This is a genomic window from Marinobacter sp. Arc7-DN-1 (assembly GCF_003441595.1).
Taxonomy (GTDB): Bacteria; Pseudomonadota; Gammaproteobacteria; order Pseudomonadales; family Oleiphilaceae; genus Marinobacter; species Marinobacter metalliresistant.
The window spans coordinates 2,947,003-2,969,180 of sequence record NZ_CP031848.1; the positions used below are offsets into that span (position 1 = coordinate 2,947,003).

Consider the following 22,178-nt stretch of genomic DNA (forward strand, 5'->3'; position numbering starts at 1 on the left):
TCCCCTATAATCGGGACAGTGAGTACACAGACGGAGTAATGAGTGAGCACTTCTCCCACGATTCTGGTGGTCGACGACCACCGAGACATTCGCGACCTGGTAGGCCGTTATCTGCAGGAACACGGGCTGCGCGTGCTCCTGGCCGATGGTGGGGATGCCTTGAAGCGCCAGCTGAGAGACCACTCTGTGGACCTGGTCGTGCTGGACATCATGATGCCGGGAGAGGATGGCCTGACTCTCTGCCGCTACCTGCGCGAACACACCGGGTTGCCCGTTATTCTGCTGACCGCCATGAGCGAGGAGACCGATCGCATCGTCGGCCTGGAAATGGGCGCCGACGACTACCTGACCAAACCCTTCAATCCGCGGGAGCTTCTGGCCCGCATTAAGGCGGTTCTGCGCCGCACCATCGCGCTACCACCCCAACGCAGCCCGATGGCCGGGCAGTGCCTGTCATTCGAGGGCTGGACCCTGGACGTCGATCGCCATCAACTGATCGATCCCGAAGGCGTCGAAGTGTCTCTCAGCACCGCCGAATACAAGTTGCTGCTGGCCTTTCTGGAGCACGCCGGTCGGGTGTTGTCCCGGGATCAGCTCATGGACCTGACCCTCGGCAGGGAAGCAGACGCCTTCGATCGCAGTATCGATAATCATGTCAGCCGGCTACGCCGGAAAATCGATCCGGACCCCCGCAACCCCCGGCTGATCAAGACCATCTGGGGGGGCGGGTACCAATGGATTGCCAGCGTGGGAGGCGCAGGGCAATGAAGTTGTGGCCCCGGCGTGCCGGCGGGCAGCTGGCACTCTTGCTGATCCTGGTGCTGCTGGTGGCACAGATCATCACCATCGCGATTCTGGCCGGAGAGCGACAGGGCGCTCTGCGCAGCGCCAGCCTCGAACATGTGCTGCAACGGGTTACGGATGCCTACACCCTGCTAGACACTACCGACCCGGAGCGGCAGGAACGCATATTACGGGCACTTTCCAGCCCCTCCCTGCAGCTTTCCATCGATCCGTCAGCGCATCTCACCAATGACCTGTCCCCAACAATGACTGAGCAACTGGCTATAGAGTTGGGTCTGCCCCGGGGGCAGGTGAGAGCCGCAATGGAAGCCGATAAACAGGAATGTTTGTCATGGCACGAATCGGAGCAGGATGAACATGACGAACGCGCGAAACACGATGACCATGAGCAGCATCTAGAGGATGAAGAGCGCCGGGAACACCGCAAGGAAAGAGAAGAGGAGCGGCAAGAGAAACGACAAGAGTGCCCGCCCATTCTGAGCGTGTCCCTGGCATTGCCCACGGGGCAGTGGGTCAACGCCCGGGCTCAGCCGCCTGCACCCTCGTGGCTCTGGCTCAAGGCAACGCTCACCAGTGTAGGCATTACTGCCATACTGCTGATACTCACGCTCCTGCTGGCTATCCGCCACATTCTGCGCCCCGTTAACGAACTGAGTAATGCCGCCCATGCCTTCGGGCGTGGTGAAAAGGTCCGGATTCCGGAGCGTGGTCCTGAAGATATTCGCGAAGTAACGCGCGCCTTCAATCAGATGCAGCATCAGGTCAGCCGCGCGCAGGAAGACAGGGGGCGCCTGCTGGCGGCCCTCGCCCACGATCTGCGTACACCTATTACCTCCATGCGGCTGCGGGTGGAAATGCTGCCTGAAGGCGAGGACCGGGACCGCCTGCTCGAGACCCTGCAGGAGATGCAGCACCTGGCCGAAGCCACCCTGGATTTCATTCGTGGCAGCACTACTGAACAACACCGGCGTTATGATTTGGCCACCCTGCTGGACAGTCTCTGTGGTGATCTGCAGGAGATGGGGATGGCCGTAGAGTACGAGGACAGCCCACGATGCGTCCTTCAGGGGCAGCCGGAAGCCGTCAAACGCGCCCTGCGCAACCTGATCGAGAACGCGGTGAACTACGGGCAGCGGGCCGTGGTGAAACTCGACGCCACAGAAAAAGAGGCTGTCATCACCATCACCGACCAGGGCCCGGGCATCCCGGAAGCCGAACGCGAACGGGTATTCCAGCCCTTCTACCGCCTGGAACAATCCCGCAGTCGTGAAACTGGCGGCGCCGGCCTGGGGCTGGCCATCGCACGCACCCTGATTCGTGGCATGGGAGGAGACATTCGGCTCGATACCGGCTCGGAAGACCAGGGTTTGCAGGTTTCGGTGACGCTGCCAAAAACCGGGTAGATCCGATTAAAACAGAACGTCCGCCCGTGCAAATCCCGGCGCATCCGGCTCAGTCTTGCCAACTACCGGGAGTGCGCGTGGTAAACCGTTTAACCTTGTCTGGCGGCGCGCAGCTGGGCTTCATTTGTTGATCACCCAGTAAAAGATAGTTTTCCCGGTGAGCTGTTCCCAGAGGGATAGCACCTTCTTTGGTGAAGCACTGCAACTCAATCTGATCCGCCACGATGAGATAGCTATCTGCGGTTTCGTTCATCCACAGCCATGCGTTGCGATTTTCCTGTTCAAGGCCGGTGAAATAGCTGAAGTGGGTGAAATCGAGCCTGGAGAACAGGATAAATTGTTCCCGGAAATCGATCATGCCGAGTTGCGCATCGGCGGGAATGCTCCGTTCCGCAGCCGCGAGGATATTGCGAGGCGTGCGCAAAGGTTCCAGAACCCGGTAACCCCAGGTTGTGTATAGCAGCCAGCTGATCATCATGGCCACGAATAGGCGCCCCAGCGCATTAGAGCGCCAGAACACCGCAAGGCTGACCAACCATGCCAGGCCAACGCTGAAAACCAGTGTCCCGGCCTCATGCAGCCGCGCCGGGTCTCGGCTGTAGTCCGCCACTTTTTCGACCAGCCTGGGATGATCGTTCCAGGCCATGACTCCGACGACGACCAGGGCTGTGGCCAACAGAAAATGCAGTCCCGTGAGAACGGCCGGAAACCAGCGGGCTGGTTGCTGAGTGCTCAACACCGGCGCAAGACACAGGGCGAACATGGGCAATGCCGGCAGAATATAGACCCCCCGCTTGCCGGGGCTGATGCTGAAAAACACCACAACCAGTGCGATCCAGACCAGCAGAACGGGAAGGACCGGGTTTCGCCGGATGGCTCCCGCAAGGGGGCGTACTAATGCAAGCAACAGTAACGGCAGAGGAAACCACAGCGAGGGGATAGCATTGGTCAGGTAGTAATACCAGGGCTGGATATGGCCCCAGGAGTCGGCATATCGTTCGCCGGTTTGCCTGAACAGAATGTTATTCCTGTAGGCAAGGGCTTCTTCTGTACCCAGGTTGTTCACGTAGAGCACCATTGGGATCAGCCAGGCCGCAACGACGGCTATCATGGCCAGCGGACCGAGCGCACAGCGCCAGGTAAGTGTGTCGGAAAAAAGCTGGCGGTTCCGGAGCCAGAGTATCAGGATCGGGATAAACATGAATGCGGGCAGGAAGCCGACACCTTTGGTAATGATTCCAAGGCCCATGAATGCCCAGGCCACGAAGTACCAGCCCCAGGCCGGTCCGGTGAAAAAATGCCGGATCAGGCCATAGGAGGCGACGGTAATCCAGGCCGCAACCATGGCATCTATCTGGGCCTTCTGTGCCTGAATCAGGAACTGCGGCGCAAGCAACAACAGCAACACGGCGATAGTGCCGGTACGCTGGTTCCATAGCCGCGTGCCTAGATCAAAAACCAGTCCCAGGGTTAGCAGGCTGCTAAGCGCATTTGGCAACAGGAAGGCGACTTTCAGGCTGCCAGTTAACCAATAGAACAGGGCAATGCTCCACATGAAGACCGGAGGCTTGTCCGGATAGAACTCGCCACCTCTCATGGGAATCAGCCACTGTCCGGAAGCCACCATTTCCCGGGCAACTTCGGCAAAGCGGGGTTCATCGGCCGGCCAGGGTGAGCGCAGGCCGATACCGGTGAAGATCATCACTGTGGCAAATGCCAGCAGCACGAGCAGTAGCCGGTTCCGCGAAAGGTTGAAAAGGTATTCGGGGAGATGGCGAACGAAAGGCGATGCGGGCATGGTTCGGTCTCAGGGATGATCGGAAACGGAATTGGCCAGGGTTCTGGCTCTTTGATTGTGGTAGAGCAGCGCGCCAAGCATGGAGGCCAGAATGAACAGGGCAACGCTCAGGGTCAGTTGATATTCGTCAGCAGTGCCAATGCCGGCGCCGGCCAAAGCAAACACCAGCATTTGCGGAAGATATCCGAGCGTGCTGCCGGCCAGGAAGGGCAGAAAACGGATGCCGGAACAACCGGCAACGAGGTTGGTGGCCAGGTTGCTGCCGACAGGTAACAGGCGGACCATGAGCACCTTCAGCAGGGTCTGCTCCTGAAACAGTTCGTCAAACTGGCGCATGCGCCGGCTGAACCGGCGGGTCAGGGATGTTCGCAGCAGCCATCTTGCGGTGAAGAAGCACCCTGTGGCGCCAATAGTGGCTGCCAGTGTTGAGACCAGGGTACCGCTGATCCCGCCCAGGGCAAAACCGAGCACAAACGCTAGCAACTGGCGGGGGGCGCCGATGCCGGTGAAAATCGCGCCTGCCAGGGTAATAGCCAGCAGGCCCTCAACTCCGTGGCTGTGCAGGTAACTGGCTACCTGGGCCCTGTCCGCAATAAAATCGAGCCAGCCATTCTGGATTGCCAGATAGCCGACCAGCGCCAGCACAGCAAACGCCAGCCAGCGGGACCAGTTGAACATGTCAGGACTGCTCCGTTACTGATACCGGCGTGTCGGAATCGACGGGGTTGACAATGACGGGAGTACGGATGCGGTGTAGCAGCCATAAAACGCCGAGCAGGTCGAGTATGCCGGCCCAGGTCCGATTCCACGCGTTGTATTTGGAGGTGCCCGCGGTACGTGGCCGGTGGTTTACTTCCACGACCGCAATCTCACCACCAATACCCCGCACCAGCGCCGGTATAAAGCGGTGGCCGTGGTCAAACCAGGGCAGTTTGAGAAACGTGGAGCGGGGGAACAGCTTGAGGCCGCACCCGGTGTCCGGCACGCCGTCATGCAGCAGCGCGTCGCGCACGCGATTGGCCAGACGCGACTGGAACCGTTTCCAGGCAGTGTCTTTGCGGTTCTTTCGATAGCCCGCGATGCAGAAATCCGATGCCCGGATTGTGTTTGCTTTTTGCAGCAGTGCCGGAATGTCAGCGGGGTCATTCTGGCCGTCACCATCCATCGTCACGATAAGACGACTTCGGGCGTGCCTGATGCCTGTGGCCAGCGCACCACTCTGGCCGATGCTCTGCTCATGACGAACCGTGATGAGGCGGCCACCAAGGGACCGGGCCGTCCGAATAGCGGTGTCCAGTGTCTGGTCGCGGCTGCCATCGTCCACCAGAACGACTTCGAAGCCGGGGTAATCCCGCATGACACCGAAGGCTTCTGTCAGAAGGTTAGCAATGTTTTCCTGTTCATCTTTGGCCGGAATAATCAGCGACAGGGTTCGTTTCTGGCCCATTTCAAGACATCCTCGAAAGCAGAACATCAACGGGTTCATTGAATGCTCCCCATTAATAAGACCGGATATCGTATACCCTTAACCTTAAGTCAACCTTAAGAACGGCTGTTTTGAGAGGAGGGGCGTGCGGGCAGCCAGATGCTGACGCACAGTCCGGGCTGCCCGTCTGCCCTTCCCGCGAGGGTAAGCTGGCCCCGGTGGAGTTCTGCGATGCGGCGGGCGATGGCGAGCCCGAGCCCGGCGCCGCCACCAAGTCGCTGATCAAGCCTGACAAAACGGCTGAGCGCCCGTTCCCGCTCTTCGGTTGGGATGCCGGTGCCCTGGTCGCATACGGTGATGTGGTAGCCGTCGCCGGAAGGCGTGATGTGGGTGGTAATAACCGTATGTTCGGGGCTGTACTGAATGGCATTGGCAAGCAGGGAGCGCATCAAGGTATTGATCAGAGCGCTGTGGCAGCAAACCAGGACCTGGCCTGCATCGTCTTCCAGCACCGGCTCAATATTCTTCTTCATGGCCAGGGGTGCCACATCGGCAATGCTTTGTTCAATAATCGCTGACAGGTTGTGGTACGCCGGAGCAAAATCGGTACCTGCATCGACCCGACTCAGCAACAACATTTGCTCAACAAGGTGCACCATACGGTCAACCGACCGGATCAGATCCTGATACTGCTCCGGGTGGTCCTCGCAGGCTTTCTCCAGATTCAGTCGAAGTGCCGTCAGCGGCGTTCTCAGTTCATGGGCGGCATCCGCGGAGAATCTGCGCTCTCGTTCCAGAGCCTGGTTAAGTCGTCGCAACAGGCCGTTCACCGCCTGCACCAGTCCGGCCACTTCTTTGGGAGCCTGGCGGTCGTCCAGCGGATGAATACTTTCCGGTGCCATATTGCGCACCGGTTTCTCAAGTTTCCTGAGGGGCTGGAAGCCGACCTGTATCGACACAAGCACGGCCAGTGCAAGCAGCGGGAGGGCAACCAGGAAGGGCAATACATTACCCATTGCGATCTCCTGACTGAGTTCGTCCCGGACATCTTCACGCTGGGCGGTGCGAATCCAGTAGCCGGTAGACGGATCCCTCAAGGTAAATGTGCGCCATTGATAGCCTGCTACCTCCTGCCAGGCGAAACCCGGATCGAGCCCATGGGAATCGTTGGCGCGGAGTGTATCGAGAATCGGTTCTTTGTCCGGCGACCAGACTTCAAAGGCAATCTTGCGTTCGTACTTGTGGCCCGCTCCGCCGGGAAGGATCTCGTCTTCTTCCTCCTCGCCACGGTATGCACTCTCGGGCAGTTTCAGCGTTTTCGACAGGGTGTGGGAGAGCTGATCAGCCGGCTGGGTCGTTGATAAGTGGTCCACCAATCCCTGGACGATGCGAGTGCTCTGTGCCAGTTCCGCGTCGAACAACTCCTCAAGCTGATGGTCAGTGACGTAGAAACCCCACCCGGCGGCGATCAGAGTGATGAAAAGGACGGTACTGGTAACCAGGACCGTGAGTTTGCGGGTCAGGCTCATTCGGGTTCCCCAAGCGCCGCAGCCTCACTGTCCAGAAGGTAGCCCACTCCCCGAACGGTTCGAATGGTTTTCTTGCCGACACGGCGGCGGAGATGGTGAACGTGCACCTCCAGGGCATTGCTTTCGGCGCCCTGTTCCCAACCATAGAGCTGTTCTTCCAGGCGCCGTCGTGTTGCGACCTGGTCCGGATGTCGCATCAGGTAGTGCAGGATCTGGAACTCGCTGCGCGGGAGAATCGACGTCTCGGTGCCAACCGCTAACTGGCCGGAGTCCGGGGCCAGAGTTAGCCGACCCACCTTCAGGCCGGCGGTTCGGACGCCGGAGCCACGCCGGGTAACCGCCCGGATTCGGGCTTTCAGTTCTGCCATGGCAAAGGGTTTGGTCAGGTAGTCGTCCGCTCCTGCATTCAAGCCCCGCAATTTCTCATCCAGATCACCCCGGGCAGTGAGGATAATCACCGGTGTCTCGATGCCCTCGTTGCGGACCTTCTTAATGATATCCAGACCATCCACTCGCGGCAGGGTCAGGTCCAGGATGGCCAGATCGAAACTGTCGTTGAGCAGGGCGTTCAGGGCCTGCTGGCCGTCATCCAGCCAGTCGACGGTGTTCTGGTCGTCACGCAGCATCCCGAGCATGGTTTTGGCCAGGAGGTGATCGTCCTCTATCAGCAGTATTCGCATGTAGCAGGAATCCGGTTGGTTTTCAGCTCAGCGGGTGTTCTTTGGTTGCAGTGTAATCGATTCTGCTGCTTTTGCTTTCCCGGTCGCCGTTGTGCGCTTTATTCCGGAGCCGGGTATCCAACAGGAATACGCGGTAACGCCGGTTCTCATCAATGGGATCGGCAAGCGTTTCAAGCCGATGCAGCATCGCTGTGTTGCCTTTCTCCACAGCCAGCAACATCGATCTGGAAAGCGCTCGCTGCTCCAGTTGGCGCTTTAGTGTCTCCGGGGTTACGGTACGCACTTTTCCCAGACTGTAGAAGCGGGCTGAAAATGGTGCCTTGCCGACATAGACCAGTTCGTTGGCGCTCATGTCGGGCAGGCGGTCAACCCGAGCGATCAGTTCACGTTCGGTTTTCAGTTGTTCCGGATGAAAGGCAAGCCAACTCACGGCCACTGTGCCGAGCATTGGTATCAAAAGAATCGCAGCCAGTGCGGAGTGTTGCATTGGCCTGGCGGGACTCTGTGGCCAGAGGCTTGATGCCAGTACTGCGAGAAACGGCAAGCCGGGAAGAACATAAGTCCAGAGGATATTGCCCGACAAGGTGAAAAAGAGCGCCGGACTCAGGGTACATGCCAGCACCAGTCCGCCAATGCCTTTTTCACGGGCCTGCCATTCATGCACGGTGTCGTGCCCACGCCAGCGATTGAGCAGAAATGCCGCCAACGCCACCAGACCCCAGGGGAGGCTGGCCACAACCAGGTACAGCCAGATGGTGCCACGGGGAAATTCGTGGGCGTTGCCATACAGATCACCTTGCCAACTGCTGACCAGGAACCGCTTGACGTGCTCGCCCACAATAAAGTAATCAAGAAAACCGGGGGTCTTGAGCTCGGCCAGGACATACCAGGGTACTGCAATGGCCAGCATCAGCATGGAACCACGGATCCAGGGCAGGCACTGCCAGAGGGTACGCCAGCGCCGGGTAACGGCGACCCACAGAAACACCGGTAATCCGGTCAGAACCAGAATCAACGGGCCCTTGGCCAGCAAGCCGATGGCGAGACCGACGAAGAACAGCCAGCCCCACGGCGCCGGGCCGCCCTGAAGACGGACAATCAGGCTGGTCAGTACCAGCGTTGAGCCCAGGGCGAGGAAGGAGTCGGTCATCACCGTGCCCGCCGACAGGAAGCCCAGGGCAGTGGTGGCGTAAATGAGAGCAGCCCAGAGGCCGGCTGCTTTTGCCGCATCGCCAGTGCGATCAGGGTGCAGGAAACGGCGCAGGGTAAAGACCAGATAGACGATGACGGCATTGGCCAGCCAGGAGGGTAGTCTGCCGGAAAATTCACTCACACCGAATACATTGAACGACACTGCCTGCGCCCAGAAAGACAGGGGTGGCTTGCCCCAGAATGGCACGCCGTCATCGAACCAGGGCGTGATCCAGTCGCCGGTCTCGGCCATGATGCGGGCAATCTCGGCGTAACGGGGTTCAGTTGTGTCGGCCAGCGGGAGGATTGCGGTCAGGCCAAGCCGGATAGCCAGAACCGAAAACAACAGCCAGAGCAGGGTGTTAATGTTTCTGGTCATTACCGGCAACTCTCAGTTGGGGCACAACCGGCTGGGCGAGGTCCTCGCTGTCTTCGGCAACAATGAAGACCGGGCGTTGTTTGGTTTCCATGTAAATGCGTCCGACGTATTCCCCCAGCAGGCCCACACAGAGCAGTTGAACGCCGGACAAAAACGTGATCATGGCAATCATGGACGCATAGCCCGGCGTGGAAATGCCAAAAATCAGCGCCCTCAATACTTCCCAGGTTCCGAACAGGCCTCCCGCTCCGGCGGCGAGCAGGCCGAGAACCAGCGCAAGGCGCAGGGGCCGGGTGGAGAACGAGGTGATCCCCTCCATTGCCAGGTGCATCAGTTTGAGATAGTTCCACTTGGTCTTGCCCGCCGCTCGCGGGTCACGGTCAAATTCCAGGATGACGGTAGGCATACCGACCCAGGCAAACATCCCTTTCAGGTAGCGGTTGCGTTCGGGTAACCGGTTCAGGGCATCGACCGTGCGCCGGCTCATCAGTCGGAAATCGCCGGTATCGACCGGTATCGCCGCATCGCTGATCCGGTTGATTAAACGGTAAAAGATGCTGGCCGTTGTCCGTTTCAGCCAGCTCTCGCCGGCCCGGGACCGGCGCTTCATCAACACCACGTCTGCCCCCTTACGCCATTCGGCAACCATTCTCGGGATCAGCTCGGGGGGATCCTGTAAATCAGCGTCCATCAGCACGACCGCGTCTCCGCGAGCATGCTCCAGGCCCGCGGTCACCGCCGCTTCCTTACCGAAGTTCCGTGACAGCTGTACTACCCGTATGCCGGGCTGGCGATCTCTGGCCCGCATCAACTGGGCGACGGAATTGTCATGGCTGCCGTCGTCCACGAACAGCAGTTCCACCGTGCCCTCCAGTTGCCGGCTCACCAGGTCCAGCCGAGTCAGAAGGGTTGGGATGACATCCGCCTCGTTGTGAACCGGAATGATGACGCTGAGCACTGGGTCACTGAATGTCGGTTGTCGGTTCTTCATGAAAAACAAACCTCTCGGCAAAGAGATAGTTGGCGAATGCCACCAGGCCGGTCGCAATGAGTTGGGAAAGCGCAACGCTGATCCCCGCCGCCAGTAGCAGGGAAAAACTGAGCAGGTTCAGAATCCAGCCTAAACTGGCTCCGGTGAGATAACGAGGGAAGGCGATCCGGTGTGGCAGGCCAGAGCAAAAAGCATAGCGGTGCTGGGCGAGGTAGTTCATCAACAGGCCAATAGTTGCGCCGATGGTGGTTGCGACCACCGCGCTCATGCCGAACCCAATCAGTGCCAGCATGGTCAGCCAATGGAGCAGGGTGGCGAATCCTCCGGCCAGCAGGAAGCGGGGCAGTCTGCCCCATTCGTTTGTCAGCAAATCCGGAAGTTTCATGCAGCCTCGCTTCAGCACCCGAGCCCATCCGGGGGGAATCCGGATAATGGCCCGTCACTTTACACAGCCATTCTTAAACAAACCTGAAAAACCTCCCGGCAAAACCTTAAGGCGGTCTTAAGGTTTTTGCGGTGATGTCTTAAGGCCCGTTTAAGGCTGCCTTTCTAATCTGGCGGTCGTGATGGAAGGGGCCACAAGGCCGTGTGACCGGAGAATACCCATGACAGACCCGCTGACAATGTCGACCTGTTGCCCACCGGATTCCGGGGACGTGGTGCCTGTCATCCGTTGTGCCGGTCGCTGGTTTAACGAAATCCGCCCGGATACCCCGATGGCTGAGACAGTCGCGGGTTTTATACGCCGCCGCTTTCTTCATGCTTATGGCGCCGAACCTTGTCTACGCCTGCCGGCTCTTCTAGCCCTGACGACGGCTCAGGGAACCTTGCTGGCGGCAGTGGGTGTGCGCAATGCGGCGCTGGAGAAGCTGTTTCTGGAGGATTATCTGTCGGTTCCGGTGGAAACGATGATGCCGGTTCCGGGTATCGAGCGCCACAGGATCGCCGAGATTGCCCACCTGGCCGGTGTCGAGGCCGGTGTCAGCCGTTTTCTGTTTGCCTCTCTGTCGGTCTGGCTGGATGGCGCCGGTTACGACTGGGTGGTGTGCACCGGCACTGACCAGCTCCGCAATAGCTTCCATCGCCTGGGGATCGCCACGCAGGTTCTGGGTGATGCGGACCCTGCCCGGCTTCCGGGCGGCGGCGCCGGTTGGGGCCGGTACTACGATCACCACCCGGTGGTGATGGCTATCAGGGTCTCGGACGGGCTTGCCGCCCTTCGCCAGGCGGGCCTTTTACGGGTAACTCAGCCGGTTGCTCCGGTCATTGATGCCGGAGGCGCGGCTCAGGAGGGTGCTTATGGCCGCCTTGCCTGAATTGCTCCAGCGCCAGGCACTGGCTCACCCCTCACGCACTGCCCTGCAGGGGCTGGATTCGGCAATCAGTTATAGCCAGATGATGCAGGCGGCCGAAGCTCTGGCCGATCAGTTGCGGCTGTTGGGAGTAAACCGTGTTGGCCTGTGCGGGGACAATTCCCTGGCCTGGATTCTGGCCGATCTTGCCTGCCTGCTGGCAGAGGTCGTGTGCGTCCCGGTGCCGGTTTTTTTCTCGAAATTCCAGGCGTCGCACCTGATCGAACGGGCGGGCCTCGACTGCCTGCTGTCCGGTGAGCAGGGTACCGGCAGTGAGCATCTGGGCCATGGTGTCTGGCTCCAGCACCTGCCGGTGACCGCAGCCGGGGCCTGGATGCCGGAAACCACCGCCAAGATTACGTTCACCTCCGGCAGCACTGGCACGCCCAAAGGTGTGTGCCTGTCCTCAGCACAGATGACGTCAACCACGCTGGCCCTGAAAGACCGACTGGCAGGCGTACAGCTGCAACAGCACCTGTGCATCCTGCCACTGGCCACGCTGCTGGAGAATATTGCGGGTGTGTACCTGCCCCTGCTGATGGGCGCCACCGTCACCGTGGAACCCCTGCTGAGCCTGGGGATGACCGGCAGCAGCGGTCTGGACCTTGGTCGGCTGGTGGCGGGCATCAACCAGAGCAAGCCGCAGTCACTGATTCTGGTGCCGGAGCTGGCCATGGCGCTGGTGGCGGCCGCCGAACAGGGACAGCTGGACAACCGGTGGTTCCGGTTTCTCGCCGTTGGCGGTGGCCGGGTGTCTCCGGAGTTGCTGGCCCGTGGCCGTGCCGTCGGACTGCCCCTCTACGAGGGCTATGGCCTGTCGGAATGCAGTTCTGTGGTTGCCCTCAACGTACCCGGTGATGAATGCGAAGGCACCGTTGGCAAGCCGCTTCCCCACGTTGAAGTGATGGTGGATTCGGACCACCACATTCTGGTCCGTGGCAATACCCACCTGGGCTATCTGGGCGATGAACCCGAAGGTGACGAGTGGCTGGATACCGGGGATCTGGGGCGCCTCAGTCCTGACGGATTTCTGATGGTGAATGGCCGTGCCAAGAATCTTCTGATTACCAGTTTCGGCCGCAACATCAGCCCCGAATGGCTGGAGAGCGAACTGATCCAGGCCCTCGGTGCCCAGCAGGCGGTGGTATTTGGAGACGGCGATCCGAACCCGGGCGCGCTGGTGGTTATCCGGGATGGCCGCTCGCCGGAGCAGTTGCGTTCAGCGCTGACTGCGCTCAATGCCGGCTTGCCGGACTATGCCCGGCTGGAAGCACTCTACATTCGCCGGCAGCTCCTGACACAGGCTAGCGGCCATCTGACCACAAACGGCAGGCCGGTACGCCACAGAATCCAGGCCGACCTGCCGACGCTGATTTCCGACAGTTTTCAGATTTTCATGAACGTAACGGTTGCTTGTTCAGCCTCATCCAACACGCCAGGAGAATCTCACATGGCATTTTTTGACAGATTGCAGCAGGAAACAGCAGGGGCCCGGGTGCACGTCACCGGCGCGCCTGTGGTCAAGGCGATTGCCGAGGGGCGTTTCAGTCTTGAGGCCTACACCTGGTTTCTGACCCAGGCCTACCACCACGTCAAGCACACGGTCCCTCTGATGATGGCCTGCGGTGCCCGATTGCCCGAACGGATGGAGTTCGTCCGCAAGGCGCTGGTTGAATACATCGACGAGGAATATGGCCACCACGAGTGGATCCTGAATGATCTGGAAGCCTGCGGTGCCGACAAGGAACAGGTTCGCAACGGCAAGCCGGACCTGTCCATCGAGCTCATGGTTTCGTATCTGTACGACCAGATTAACCGGGGCAACCCTGCGGTGTTCTTCGGGATGGTTCAGGTGCTTGAAGGCACTTCCATCGAACTGGCGACACCACTGGGTGAGCAGATCCAGAAGCTTTTGGGCCTTGCTGATGAGGCATTCAGCTACCTGTATTCCCATGGTGCCCTGGACCAGGAACACTTTGAGTTTTTCCGCAACCTGATGAATGACGTCACAGACCCGGACGACCAGCAGGCCATTATTGATGCCGCCCGGGTGGTGTACAGGCTCTATGGCGACATGTTGCACAGTATACCGCTGCCGGCCAGCCGAAAGGGGCAGAATCATGAGGCTGCATGACCGGGTATTCCTCCTGCTCGGTGGCACCGGTGGTATTGGCAAGGCGCTGGTGGATCCGCTGGTGCGCGCCGGAGCGAGAGTGATTGTTGCTTCCCGGCATCCGGAAAAGATCGGACACCGGGAAGGGGTGTCCGTGGTGCACCTGGATCTGGCTGCCGCCGATCTCGACCAGCAGTTGCTGCGCTTGAGTGAAGCCTATCCGGATATTGACGGGGTGATCCACTGTGCCGGCCAGAATCGCTTCGCCGGGCTCCCGGCCATGGCCGTTGGTGAACTGGACACCCAGCTCACCGTGAACCTTCGCTCTGCCATGCTGGTGGCCAGGCATTTTGCACCCAGATTCGAGAAGTCCGGGAGCGGTGCTCTGGTGTTTGTGGGGTCCACCTTCGGCAGCATCGGTTTCCCCGGCTATACCGCCTACTGCGCCACAAAATTCGGCCTTCGCGGTTTCACCGAGGCACTGCGCCGGGAATTGGCGGATACCGCCGTTCAGGTGGTTTACGTGGCGCCCCGGGCCACCGCCACGGAAATGAATCCGGAAGAAGTGAATGAGCTTAACCGGGCCCTCGGCAACAGCGTCGACACACCGGAGGCGGTGGCATCCCAGATTCTGGAAGCCATGGTGAATGATGACCGCCGCCGGTTCCTTGGCTGGCCGGAGAAACTGTTCGTGGTCATCAACGGAGTGCTCCCGCGCCTCGTCGATAAAGCCATGCTCAAGCAACTGCCGATCATCCGGCGTTTTCTCAATTCAGGGGTATTGTCATGAAGTGGATGGTTCTGATGATGGCCTGGGTGCTCCTCCCTCGGCAGTCTCTACTATCGGGTACCCGGTTGGCCACTGGGATTCGGTGACGACGACAAAGCCCGGAACTACCTGCAGAGAGCACTGGCCATTAATCCGGACGGTATCAGACTCCCATGGGTTCGCTGCCCCTGTCATGGTGAACTACACTCTTTTATGAGAAGGGGCAAAGCCTCTGTCAGGGAGACGTATTGTCCATGGCAACCAGGTCCAATAACGGGCAGAAATTCCCCATGTCTGCCCGGTTTTTTCAGAAGCTGGCTTCGGGCGTTCCTGGTGTGCTCTTTACCTACTGGCTGAGTGCTGACGGACAGTCCCACCACTACCCTTTTGTCAGCAATCAGGTGCAGACGCTTTTTGGTATCGATCCTTCGGTACTCAATGAAAACGCCGATGCCGTGTTCTCTGTGATTCATCCGGACGACGCCTCCGCCGTCATGGCAAGCATTCAGGAATCGGCACTCAAACTGGAGCCCTGGTGTTATTGCGCCCGCCTGAGGCTCAGTCATGGGGAATACGAATGGTTCGAGGCGTATTCGGCACCGGAACGCCAGCCTGACGGCAGTACTGTCTGGTACGGTCAGTTTCACAACATTCAGCATTACAAAAACCTGGAGCGTAGCCTCCGGGAAAGCGAGTCCGAGTTTTCCTTCCAGGCGGGCTTTCAGAAACTGATTGCCCGTCTGTCCACCGAGTTTATCAACCTTGGTTTTGGCACCATTGATGAGTGCATTGACGAACTGCTCAGGTCGATCGGTGAATTCTTCGACGTAGACCGGGCTTACTTGTACCGGTTCTCAGACAACTATGCGCTCATGACCAACACCCATGAATGGTGTCGTGATGGCGTTCAGGCGCTGATCGACTCCCAGCAGGAGGTTTCGATTGAGGACTTTTACTGGTGGCAGGAAAAAATCGACGGCATGGTGGCCGGCAATCGGGCGGTTTTCATTGAAGATGTAGACAGTCTTCCGCACGAAGCCGCGCCGGAACGTGCACTGCTTCAGGCGCAGGGTGTTTCTTCCATGTTCTGTATGCCCATCCGGGTCCGTGGCCGGGTCACCGGTTTCTTTGGCGTGGACTCATTACGGCGTCGTGAATGGCGCCAGGATCAGGCTGATCTGCTTATCATCGTTTCCGGGCTGCTGTCGGGGGCGCTGGAACGTCACCGCCTGGAAGAGGAGTTGCTGAATCAGTCAATCCGGGACCCTCTTACCGGGCTGCACAACCGTCGCTACCTGATGCCAAGGTTGAACGAGATGCTGAGCCGGAGTAACCGGCGTGGTGAGGGGTTTGCCCTGGCAATGTTCGATATTGACCATTTCAAGCGGATAAACGATTCCGTCGGACATCTGGGGGGAGACTATATCCTCCAGCGGTTTGCCGAGATCCTGAACCAGCAGACCCGGTCCATGGATGTTGTGGCCCGCTTTGGAGGGGAGGAGTTCATCGTTGTCTTCAACGCTGTTGAAGTCAACGATGTGCGTCAGCTCGTTCTCCGGATTCTGGAAGCGGTGTATGACGAGACGTTTGTGTTTGATGACCAGATCGTTCCCGTCACGGTCAGCGCCGGTGTGGCTGGTATTGAAGAGCTGGCCGAGATCCCGGCGAGCCCGGATGCCCTCATTGCCCGGGCAGATGACCGGCTGTATCTTGCCAAGCAGTCGGGCAGGGGCTGCCTTGTCGATGCATCAGGGACATTGCGCATATAAGGAGAGATCATTTCACCTCATATTACTAGATAGTATATCTTTAGAATTAAATCTCTAGATATCAACTCCGATAGAGGTGACAGTCATGAGCAACCCGACCGTTCTGCATTTTTTTGATGAACCCACCAACACCTTCAGTTATGTAGTGCGGGACCCGGAAAGCCAGGCCTGCGCCATTCTCGATTCTGTCCTGGATTTTGATTATGCCGCCGGTACCACCGACGTTCGGTCTGCCGACCAGATCATTGAGTATATTCGCAGTAACGACCTGAACGTTGAGTGGGTTCTGGAAACCCACGTGCACGCAGACCACTTGTCTGCCGCGCCCTACCTGCACGAGAAGCTGGGTGGTAAAACCGGCATTGGCGCGCACATCCGTGACGTTCAGGAGATTTTCGGCAAGGCGTTCAACGCCGGTACTGAATTCCTGCGCGACGGCAGCCAGTTTGACCAGCTTTTCCGCGAAGGGGACACCTTTGCCATTGGCGGCCTTGAAGGGCGGGTATTGCATACGCCTGGTCATACACCTGCCTGCCTGACCTATGTCATCGGCGACGCCGCCTTTGTCGGGGATACCCTGTTCATGCCGGATTACGGCACTGCCCGCTGTGATTTTCCCGGGGGAGATGCCCGCACCCTGTACCGGTCCATCCAGAAGGTGCTGGCCCTGCCGGCGGAAACCCGCATCTTCCTCTGTCACGATTACAAGGCGCCGGGACGTGATGAATACCAGCACATGACCACTGTGGCTGAACAACGTAAAGCGAACATTCATGTTCATGAGGGTGTTTCCGAGGAAGAGTTTGTGAAGATGCGGACCGAACGGGACGCGACACTGGATATGCCGCAGCTGATTCTGCCGTCGGTGCAGGTCAATATGCGGGCAGGGCACATGCCGCCTGCCGAAGACAATGGGCAGGTTTACCTGAAAGTGCCAGTTAACCTGTTCTGAGATTCACGATGAATCTTAAACGCTATCTGCCCATTCTTGACTGGGCGCCGCAGTACAGGCGCAATCAGGCCACCAGTGATCTGGTGGCCGCGGTTATCGTGACCGTGATGCTGATTCCCCAGTCCCTGGCTTACGCCTTGCTGGCAGGCCTGCCCGCCCAGGTGGGGCTGTACGCCAGTATCCTGCCGCTGGTGATCTATGCCGTGTTCGGTACCAGCCGCACCTTGTCCGTAGGACCGGTGGCGGTGGCTTCCCTGATGACCGCGGCCGCGCTGGCGCCGCTGGCGGAAGCGGGTACTCCAGAATACGTTTCCGGAGCGATTCTGCTGGCGGTCATGTCAGGCCTGATGCTGACCCTAATGGGTATTTTCAGGCTTGGCTTCCTCGCCAATTTCCTCAGTCACCCGGTCATTTCCGGCTTTATTACCGCCTCCGGTATTGTCATTGCGGCCAGCCAGCTCAAGCATATTTTCGGGATTCAGGCCTCCGGCCACAACCTGTTGGCGATTGGCCAGTCCCTGATCCGGTCGATCGGCGATACCAATCCGGCGACCCTGGCCGTTGGCATCGGCGCGCTGCTGTTTCTGGTGCTGGCACGCAAGCGCCTGAAGCCGCTTCTGATGGCTGTGGGGCTGGCGCCGGGAAGGGCGGATATCCTGACCAAAACCGCTCCCATTCTGGCGGTTCTGGCCACCACCCTGGTGGCCTGGCAGTTCCAGCTTGATGCCCGGGGTGTGCGCCTGGTGGGCGATGTTCCCCGGGGATTGCCGGAGCTGGCTTTGCCCAGTCTGGATATGGGGCTGTGGCAGCAACTGGCGGTTAGCGCCCTGCTGATCAGCGTGGTCGGTTTCGTGGAATCGGTATCCGTCGGCCAGACTCTGGCCGCCAAGCGGCGCCAGCGAATCGATCCGGACCAGGAACTGATTGGCCTGGGTACCGCCAACCTGGGCGCCGGCTTTTCCGGCGGTATGCCGGTAACCGGCGGTTTCTCCCGCTCAGTGGTCAACTTTGATGCCGGTGCCGAAACGCCGGCCGCGGGCGCCTATGCGGCGGTGGGCATTGCCCTGGCAACGCTGTTCCTGACGCCGGCGATTGCGTATCTGCCCCAGGCGACTCTGGCGGCAACCATCATTGTTGCCGTCGCCACCCTGATCGACTTTCCGGCCCTGGGCCGCACCTGGCGTTATTCCCGGACGGATTTCGGTGCCATGCTCGCCACTATCGTGCTGACACTGGTGCACAGTGTGGAGGCGGGCCTCATCGCGGGTGTGGCCTTGTCCATCGGGCTGTTCCTGTATCGTACCAGCCGTCCTCACAGCGCGGTAGTTGGCCGGGTGCCCGGCACTGAGCACTTCCGCAATGTGCTCCGCCACGACGTGGAGCTGTGCCCCAAGGTCACCTTCCTGAGAGTGGATGAAAGCCTCTACTTCGCCAACGCCCGTTTCCTCGAGGAAACCGTGATGGATCTGTTGACCCGGGAACCGGAACTGAAAGACCTGGTGCTGGTGTGTCCGGCGGTCAACCTGGTGGATGCCTCTGCGCTGGAAAGCCTTGAAACTATCAACGAGCGCCTGAAGGATGCCGGGGTCCGGTTGCATCTTTCCGAGGTGAAAGGGCCGGTGATGGACAGGCTGAAGGGTACGGAACTGCTTTCCCACCTGGGCGGCGAGGTGTATTTGAGCACCTACGAAGCCTGGCAGCGCCTGACCGACCCTGGCAAGCTCGAAAAACAGGTCGCCTGATTAATCAGGATCCGCTTGCGCCGGGGGTGGGGCCGGCCGTTATGATGTCATTCCCGACCTGGTTTCTGCGGTATTTTCGCTATGGGCATGACTGAAAACCTGCTATCGACCAGCCAGTGGATCACCACCCTTCTGCTTTTCCTGGTCATTCTGGTCCGGGCAGTGCGTTCGATTGACTGGCAGGCGTTCCGAAAGGATAGCGCACTCCAGCATTCGTTTTTCGGGGCAGCCGTGGTGCTGGGGTTTGTCTGGCAGTTGCGGGCGGGGATTTCTCCGGGCCTGGCCATCCATATTTTCGGTATCACAGCTTTAACGTTGATGCTGGGTTGGGCTCTGGCGGTTCTTTCGGGGCTGCTGGCCCTGGTGATTACCGTGATTACCGGCCGCGAGCCGTTGCTGATGTTTGCCGCCAACGGCCTGGTTACGGTGATGGCGCCGGCACTTGTCAGTCACTGGATCATGCTCTGGGAGCGTCGGCGGGATTTCCGGAATTTTTTCGCCTACATCTTTTTCTGCGGCTTTTTCGGCGCGGGCATTTCGGTGGCCGCTGCCGGCACCGTCATGTGCCTGATGCTATGGACCAGCGGCGTCTATACCTTTGATGAGCTGGTGCATGAATACCTGCGCTATCTGCCTCTGTTCATGATTCCGGAGGGCTTTGTGAATGGCACCCTGGTGACCGGGCTGATGGTGTTTCACCCGGACCGGCTGACAACACTCGATCAGAGGCGTTACCGATAAGCCCATCCCGGCTCAGAGGCCTTCGCCGGAAGCCAGAACCGGATTGAACGCATCCCCGTGTTTGCCAGACGCCACCCGTTCCTGCCACTGGCGTGCCCAGTCCAGAACCTCCCCTGCGGGCATCGGGCGGGCGATACCATAACCCTGAACAAAGTTACAGCCCATCTGGCGCAGCGCCCGGGCGTGTTCCGCGGTTTCCACCCCTTCAGCGAGTACCGGGTGGGCAAACCGCTGGGCCAGGAAGATCACGCTCTCCACAATGGCGTGGTCGCTGGCATCCTCAAGCATGTTCCGCACGAAACTCTGATCAATCTTGATGATGTCCACCGGCAGCGTGCGCAGGTAGGTGAGCGATGAAAATCCCGTGCCGAAGTCATCCAGGGCCACCTGCAGGCCGAGTTTCCGGCACCGAGTGAGGACATTGCTGGCCCGTTTGGTATCCTCAAGGGCCGTTGTTTCCAGTACTTCCAGGGTAATCTGCGCCGGATCGAGATCAGGGTGGCTGTGAAGGTAGCTTTCCAGATAGTCGATAAAGCTTCTGTCCATCAGGTGTGGTGCGCTGATGTTGATACTGATGGCGAGGTTCTCGCCGGCTTCCCTCCAGACGTTCATCCGGTGGATGGCCTCTTTCAGCACCCACTGGCCCAGGGGAGCCTCCAGGTGGCTGTTTTCCACAACGGGCAGAAACTCACCCGGAGAAACCAGGCCCTTTTCCGGGTGGTTCCAGCGGATCAGCGCCTCGAAACCAAGCAACTGGCAGTCGGTAACCCGGACCTGGGGCTGGAAAAAGAGCTCGAATTCCTCATTTTCGAGCGCCCGGCTGATTTCCATCAGCTGGTTGCGACGGTTCCGGCGATGCTCATCCAGGCCGGGGTCGAAGAAGTGATACTGGTTACGGCCCTTTTCTTTTGCTGAATACATGGCCTGGTCGGCGTGACGGATCAGACCTTCGGCGTCTGCCCCGTCTTCCGGGTAGCGGGTAATGCCGAGGCTTGCCGTCAGGGTAACGCTCTGGTCGCCTACTGGCACGGGTTCGCCAACGGTGGCAAGAAGGCGCTGATAGACCGCGTCGTGATTGTCGTCGCCCTGTAGCAGGAGCACAAACTCGTCGCCACCGATCCTGGCCACCGTGTCGCCACTGCGCATTGATCGTGTCAGCCGCTCGGAAAGGGTCCGCAAGGTCTGATCGCCCGCCCGTTGCCCAAGCTGGTCATTGATGGCCTTGAAGCCGTCCAAATCGAGGTAGCATACCGACAGGCTGCGGCCTTGCCGGTCAGCATGATCCCGGGCGGTGCGCAGCCGCTCCTCAAGCAGCTGGCGATTCGGCAAGCCGGTCAGGTCATCGTAGTTGGCCGCCCGGACCAGTTCCCTGGCGTGGTTCTTGATCGCCGTAATGTCTGAAAACGCCGCAACATGGTAGTGCTGGGCGGGTTCGTCCAGGTGTACGCGGCTGATGGCGAGCAGCTCAATGTATTCTTCCCCGTTTTTCCGGCGATTCCAGATTTCACCACACCAGTGACCGGTTTTCTCGATTGATCGCCACATGGACTGGTAATAGCCCGCCGAATGGCGCCCGGAACTGAGAATGGCGGGGTTGAGCCCCAGAACCTCGTTGCGGCTGTAGCCCGTGATCCGGGAAAACGCGGGATTCACATCCAGAATCTGGTTCGACTGATCGGTAATCAGAATGGCTTCGTGGCTGTGGTCAAAGACGCTGGCGGCAATGCGCAGACTGCGTTCACTGTGTTTGCGGTCTGAAATATTGTTGTGGATAGCGATAAAGCCTTGGCCAACGTCCTGATCGGCACTGATCGGAACACAATAGGTATGCACCCAGTAGGGAGAACCGGCCTTGGTGTAGTGAAGGATATCCTCTTCAATAACCTCCGCCTGGCGCAGCTTCTGGTTGATGCGTTTCGCAGTCTCCGGGTTCGTGCCGGGCCCGTACAACACGTCTCCCGGGAAGCGCCCCTTAACCTCATGAAGGCGGTAACCCGTGTGCTTTTCAAAGCTGGGATTGACCCACTCGATACGCCCCGCGTTGTCCAGCATGACCAGAAAGTTGGGCGTTACCGAGGCAATCAGGGCGAGCCGACCGGGGTCGATGTCTGAGAGGGGCTTTGTCGCAGTCGGGCGTCTGGCCATAAGAGCGGGTTCCGGATCATCGGCGGGTAAATGTTGCGAACTCCTCTGCCTTCGAGACACTTTTGTAAGTGTAGCAGCTGAGCAAACATTCACCGTCTGTAGTTTAGGCAACGGGTCGAGGTTTGGCTCTGGATTCTCCAATCGGGTCCAATAGGGCAGGATAGGGTACCGGAACGGCGCTGGAAAACTATTGGTTGTTGGTCGAAGGGAATTGATGGGTGTCAGTTTTTTGCCAGATTGTTGTCGATGTTCACTGTCGCCAGCTGGGCCACCGGGGCTTTGGGGCTTTTTCGGGGGCTGTTAAAACTTGCTCTACCTCAACTTCGGAAATGACTTGATGAACTATGCTGTTGCCATGCAGACCTGAACCGGTGGCGCGCAGCCACGTGAGGAT

The 22,178-nt window shown here is 59.3% G+C and carries 18 protein-coding genes; 9 read left to right on the plus strand and 9 right to left on the minus strand.

Features of this window, described 5'->3' with window-relative positions; all coding sequences use genetic code 11:
* The first annotated feature begins 42 nt into the window (after nt 1–42).
* Both D0851_RS13850 and D0851_RS13855 read left to right on the plus strand, forming a co-directional pair.
* Complete coding sequence (locus D0851_RS13850) at nt 43–768, plus strand: response regulator (protein ID WP_117619167.1); 726 nt, start codon at nt 43–45, stop codon at nt 766–768.
* Nucleotides 765–2,207, plus strand: coding sequence for a sensor histidine kinase (locus tag D0851_RS13855; RefSeq protein ID WP_117619168.1), 1,443 nt, complete (start codon nt 765–767; stop codon nt 2,205–2,207). Before D0851_RS13850 ends, D0851_RS13855 begins: the two co-directional genes overlap by 4 nt.
* Nucleotides 2,208–2,256: 49 nt before the next feature.
* Here D0851_RS13855 and D0851_RS13860 read toward each other — a convergent pair whose 3' ends face one another.
* From D0851_RS13860 to D0851_RS13895, 8 genes are all read right to left on the minus strand, one after another.
* Nucleotides 2,257–4,005 carry an ArnT family glycosyltransferase gene (locus D0851_RS13860; protein ID WP_117619169.1) on the minus strand — a complete coding sequence of 583 codons (1,749 nt, stop codon included), beginning with the start codon at nt 4,003–4,005 and terminating at the stop codon, nt 2,257–2,259.
* A gap of 9 nt (nt 4,006–4,014) precedes the next feature.
* The gene (locus tag D0851_RS13865; protein WP_117619170.1) at nt 4,015–4,683 is read right to left on the minus strand and encodes a TVP38/TMEM64 family protein; all 669 of its coding nucleotides are present in this window, start codon (nt 4,681–4,683) and stop codon (nt 4,015–4,017) included.
* A gap of 1 nt (nt 4,684) precedes the next feature.
* Complete coding sequence (locus D0851_RS13870) at nt 4,685–5,452, minus strand: glycosyltransferase family 2 protein (RefSeq protein ID WP_117619171.1); 768 nt, start codon at nt 5,450–5,452, stop codon at nt 4,685–4,687.
* Between the two features lie 95 nt (nt 5,453–5,547).
* Nucleotides 5,548–6,960, minus strand: coding sequence for an ATP-binding protein (locus D0851_RS13875; protein ID WP_117619172.1), 1,413 nt, complete (start codon nt 6,958–6,960; stop codon nt 5,548–5,550).
* Complete coding sequence (locus tag D0851_RS13880) at nt 6,957–7,640, minus strand: response regulator transcription factor (protein WP_117619173.1); 684 nt, start codon at nt 7,638–7,640, stop codon at nt 6,957–6,959. The genes D0851_RS13875 and D0851_RS13880 overlap by 4 nt, the downstream gene beginning before the upstream one ends.
* A gap of 22 nt (nt 7,641–7,662) precedes the next feature.
* Nucleotides 7,663–9,210, minus strand: coding sequence for an ArnT family glycosyltransferase (locus tag D0851_RS13885; protein ID WP_117619174.1), 1,548 nt, complete (start codon nt 9,208–9,210; stop codon nt 7,663–7,665).
* Nucleotides 9,194–10,201: a glycosyltransferase family 2 protein gene (locus D0851_RS13890; protein ID WP_117619175.1), complete on the minus strand. Its 1,008-nt coding sequence runs from the start codon at nt 10,199–10,201 to the stop codon at nt 9,194–9,196. The genes D0851_RS13885 and D0851_RS13890 overlap by 17 nt, the downstream gene beginning before the upstream one ends.
* Nucleotides 10,173–10,586: a GtrA family protein gene (locus D0851_RS13895; RefSeq protein ID WP_117620412.1), complete on the minus strand. Its 414-nt coding sequence runs from the start codon at nt 10,584–10,586 to the stop codon at nt 10,173–10,175. The genes D0851_RS13890 and D0851_RS13895 overlap by 29 nt, the downstream gene beginning before the upstream one ends.
* A gap of 220 nt (nt 10,587–10,806) precedes the next feature.
* Here D0851_RS13895 and D0851_RS13900 point away from each other — a divergent pair, with 220 nt between their 5' ends.
* From D0851_RS13900 to D0851_RS13930, 7 genes are all read left to right on the plus strand, one after another.
* Nucleotides 10,807–11,517, plus strand: a complete 711-nt coding sequence (locus D0851_RS13900) for a thermostable hemolysin (protein ID WP_205422206.1) — start codon at nt 10,807–10,809, stop codon at nt 11,515–11,517.
* Complete coding sequence (locus D0851_RS13905) at nt 11,501–13,687, plus strand: AMP-binding protein (RefSeq protein ID WP_117619176.1); 2,187 nt, start codon at nt 11,501–11,503, stop codon at nt 13,685–13,687. Before D0851_RS13900 ends, D0851_RS13905 begins: the two co-directional genes overlap by 17 nt.
* Nucleotides 13,674–14,456, plus strand: a complete 783-nt coding sequence (locus tag D0851_RS13910; RefSeq protein WP_117619177.1) for an SDR family oxidoreductase — start codon at nt 13,674–13,676, stop codon at nt 14,454–14,456. Before D0851_RS13905 ends, D0851_RS13910 begins: the two co-directional genes overlap by 14 nt.
* A gap of 233 nt (nt 14,457–14,689) precedes the next feature.
* Nucleotides 14,690–16,204 carry a GGDEF domain-containing protein gene (locus D0851_RS13915; RefSeq protein ID WP_117619178.1) on the plus strand — a complete coding sequence of 505 codons (1,515 nt, stop codon included), beginning with the start codon at nt 14,690–14,692 and terminating at the stop codon, nt 16,202–16,204.
* A gap of 85 nt (nt 16,205–16,289) precedes the next feature.
* Nucleotides 16,290–17,156: an MBL fold metallo-hydrolase gene (locus D0851_RS13920; protein ID WP_117619179.1), complete on the plus strand. Its 867-nt coding sequence runs from the start codon at nt 16,290–16,292 to the stop codon at nt 17,154–17,156.
* Between the two features lie 8 nt (nt 17,157–17,164).
* Nucleotides 17,165–18,898: a SulP family inorganic anion transporter gene (locus tag D0851_RS13925; RefSeq protein WP_117619180.1), complete on the plus strand. Its 1,734-nt coding sequence runs from the start codon at nt 17,165–17,167 to the stop codon at nt 18,896–18,898.
* 81 nt (nt 18,899–18,979) lie between these two features.
* Nucleotides 18,980–19,639: an energy-coupling factor ABC transporter permease gene (locus D0851_RS13930; protein ID WP_117619181.1), complete on the plus strand. Its 660-nt coding sequence runs from the start codon at nt 18,980–18,982 to the stop codon at nt 19,637–19,639.
* A 12-nt stretch (nt 19,640–19,651) separates the two neighbouring features.
* Here D0851_RS13930 and D0851_RS13935 read toward each other — a convergent pair whose 3' ends face one another.
* Nucleotides 19,652–21,784 (minus strand): GGDEF and EAL domain-containing protein, encoded by a 2,133-nt coding sequence (locus D0851_RS13935; protein ID WP_117619182.1) that lies wholly within the window; start codon nt 21,782–21,784, stop codon nt 19,652–19,654.
* Nucleotides 21,785–22,178 lie beyond the last annotated feature (394 nt).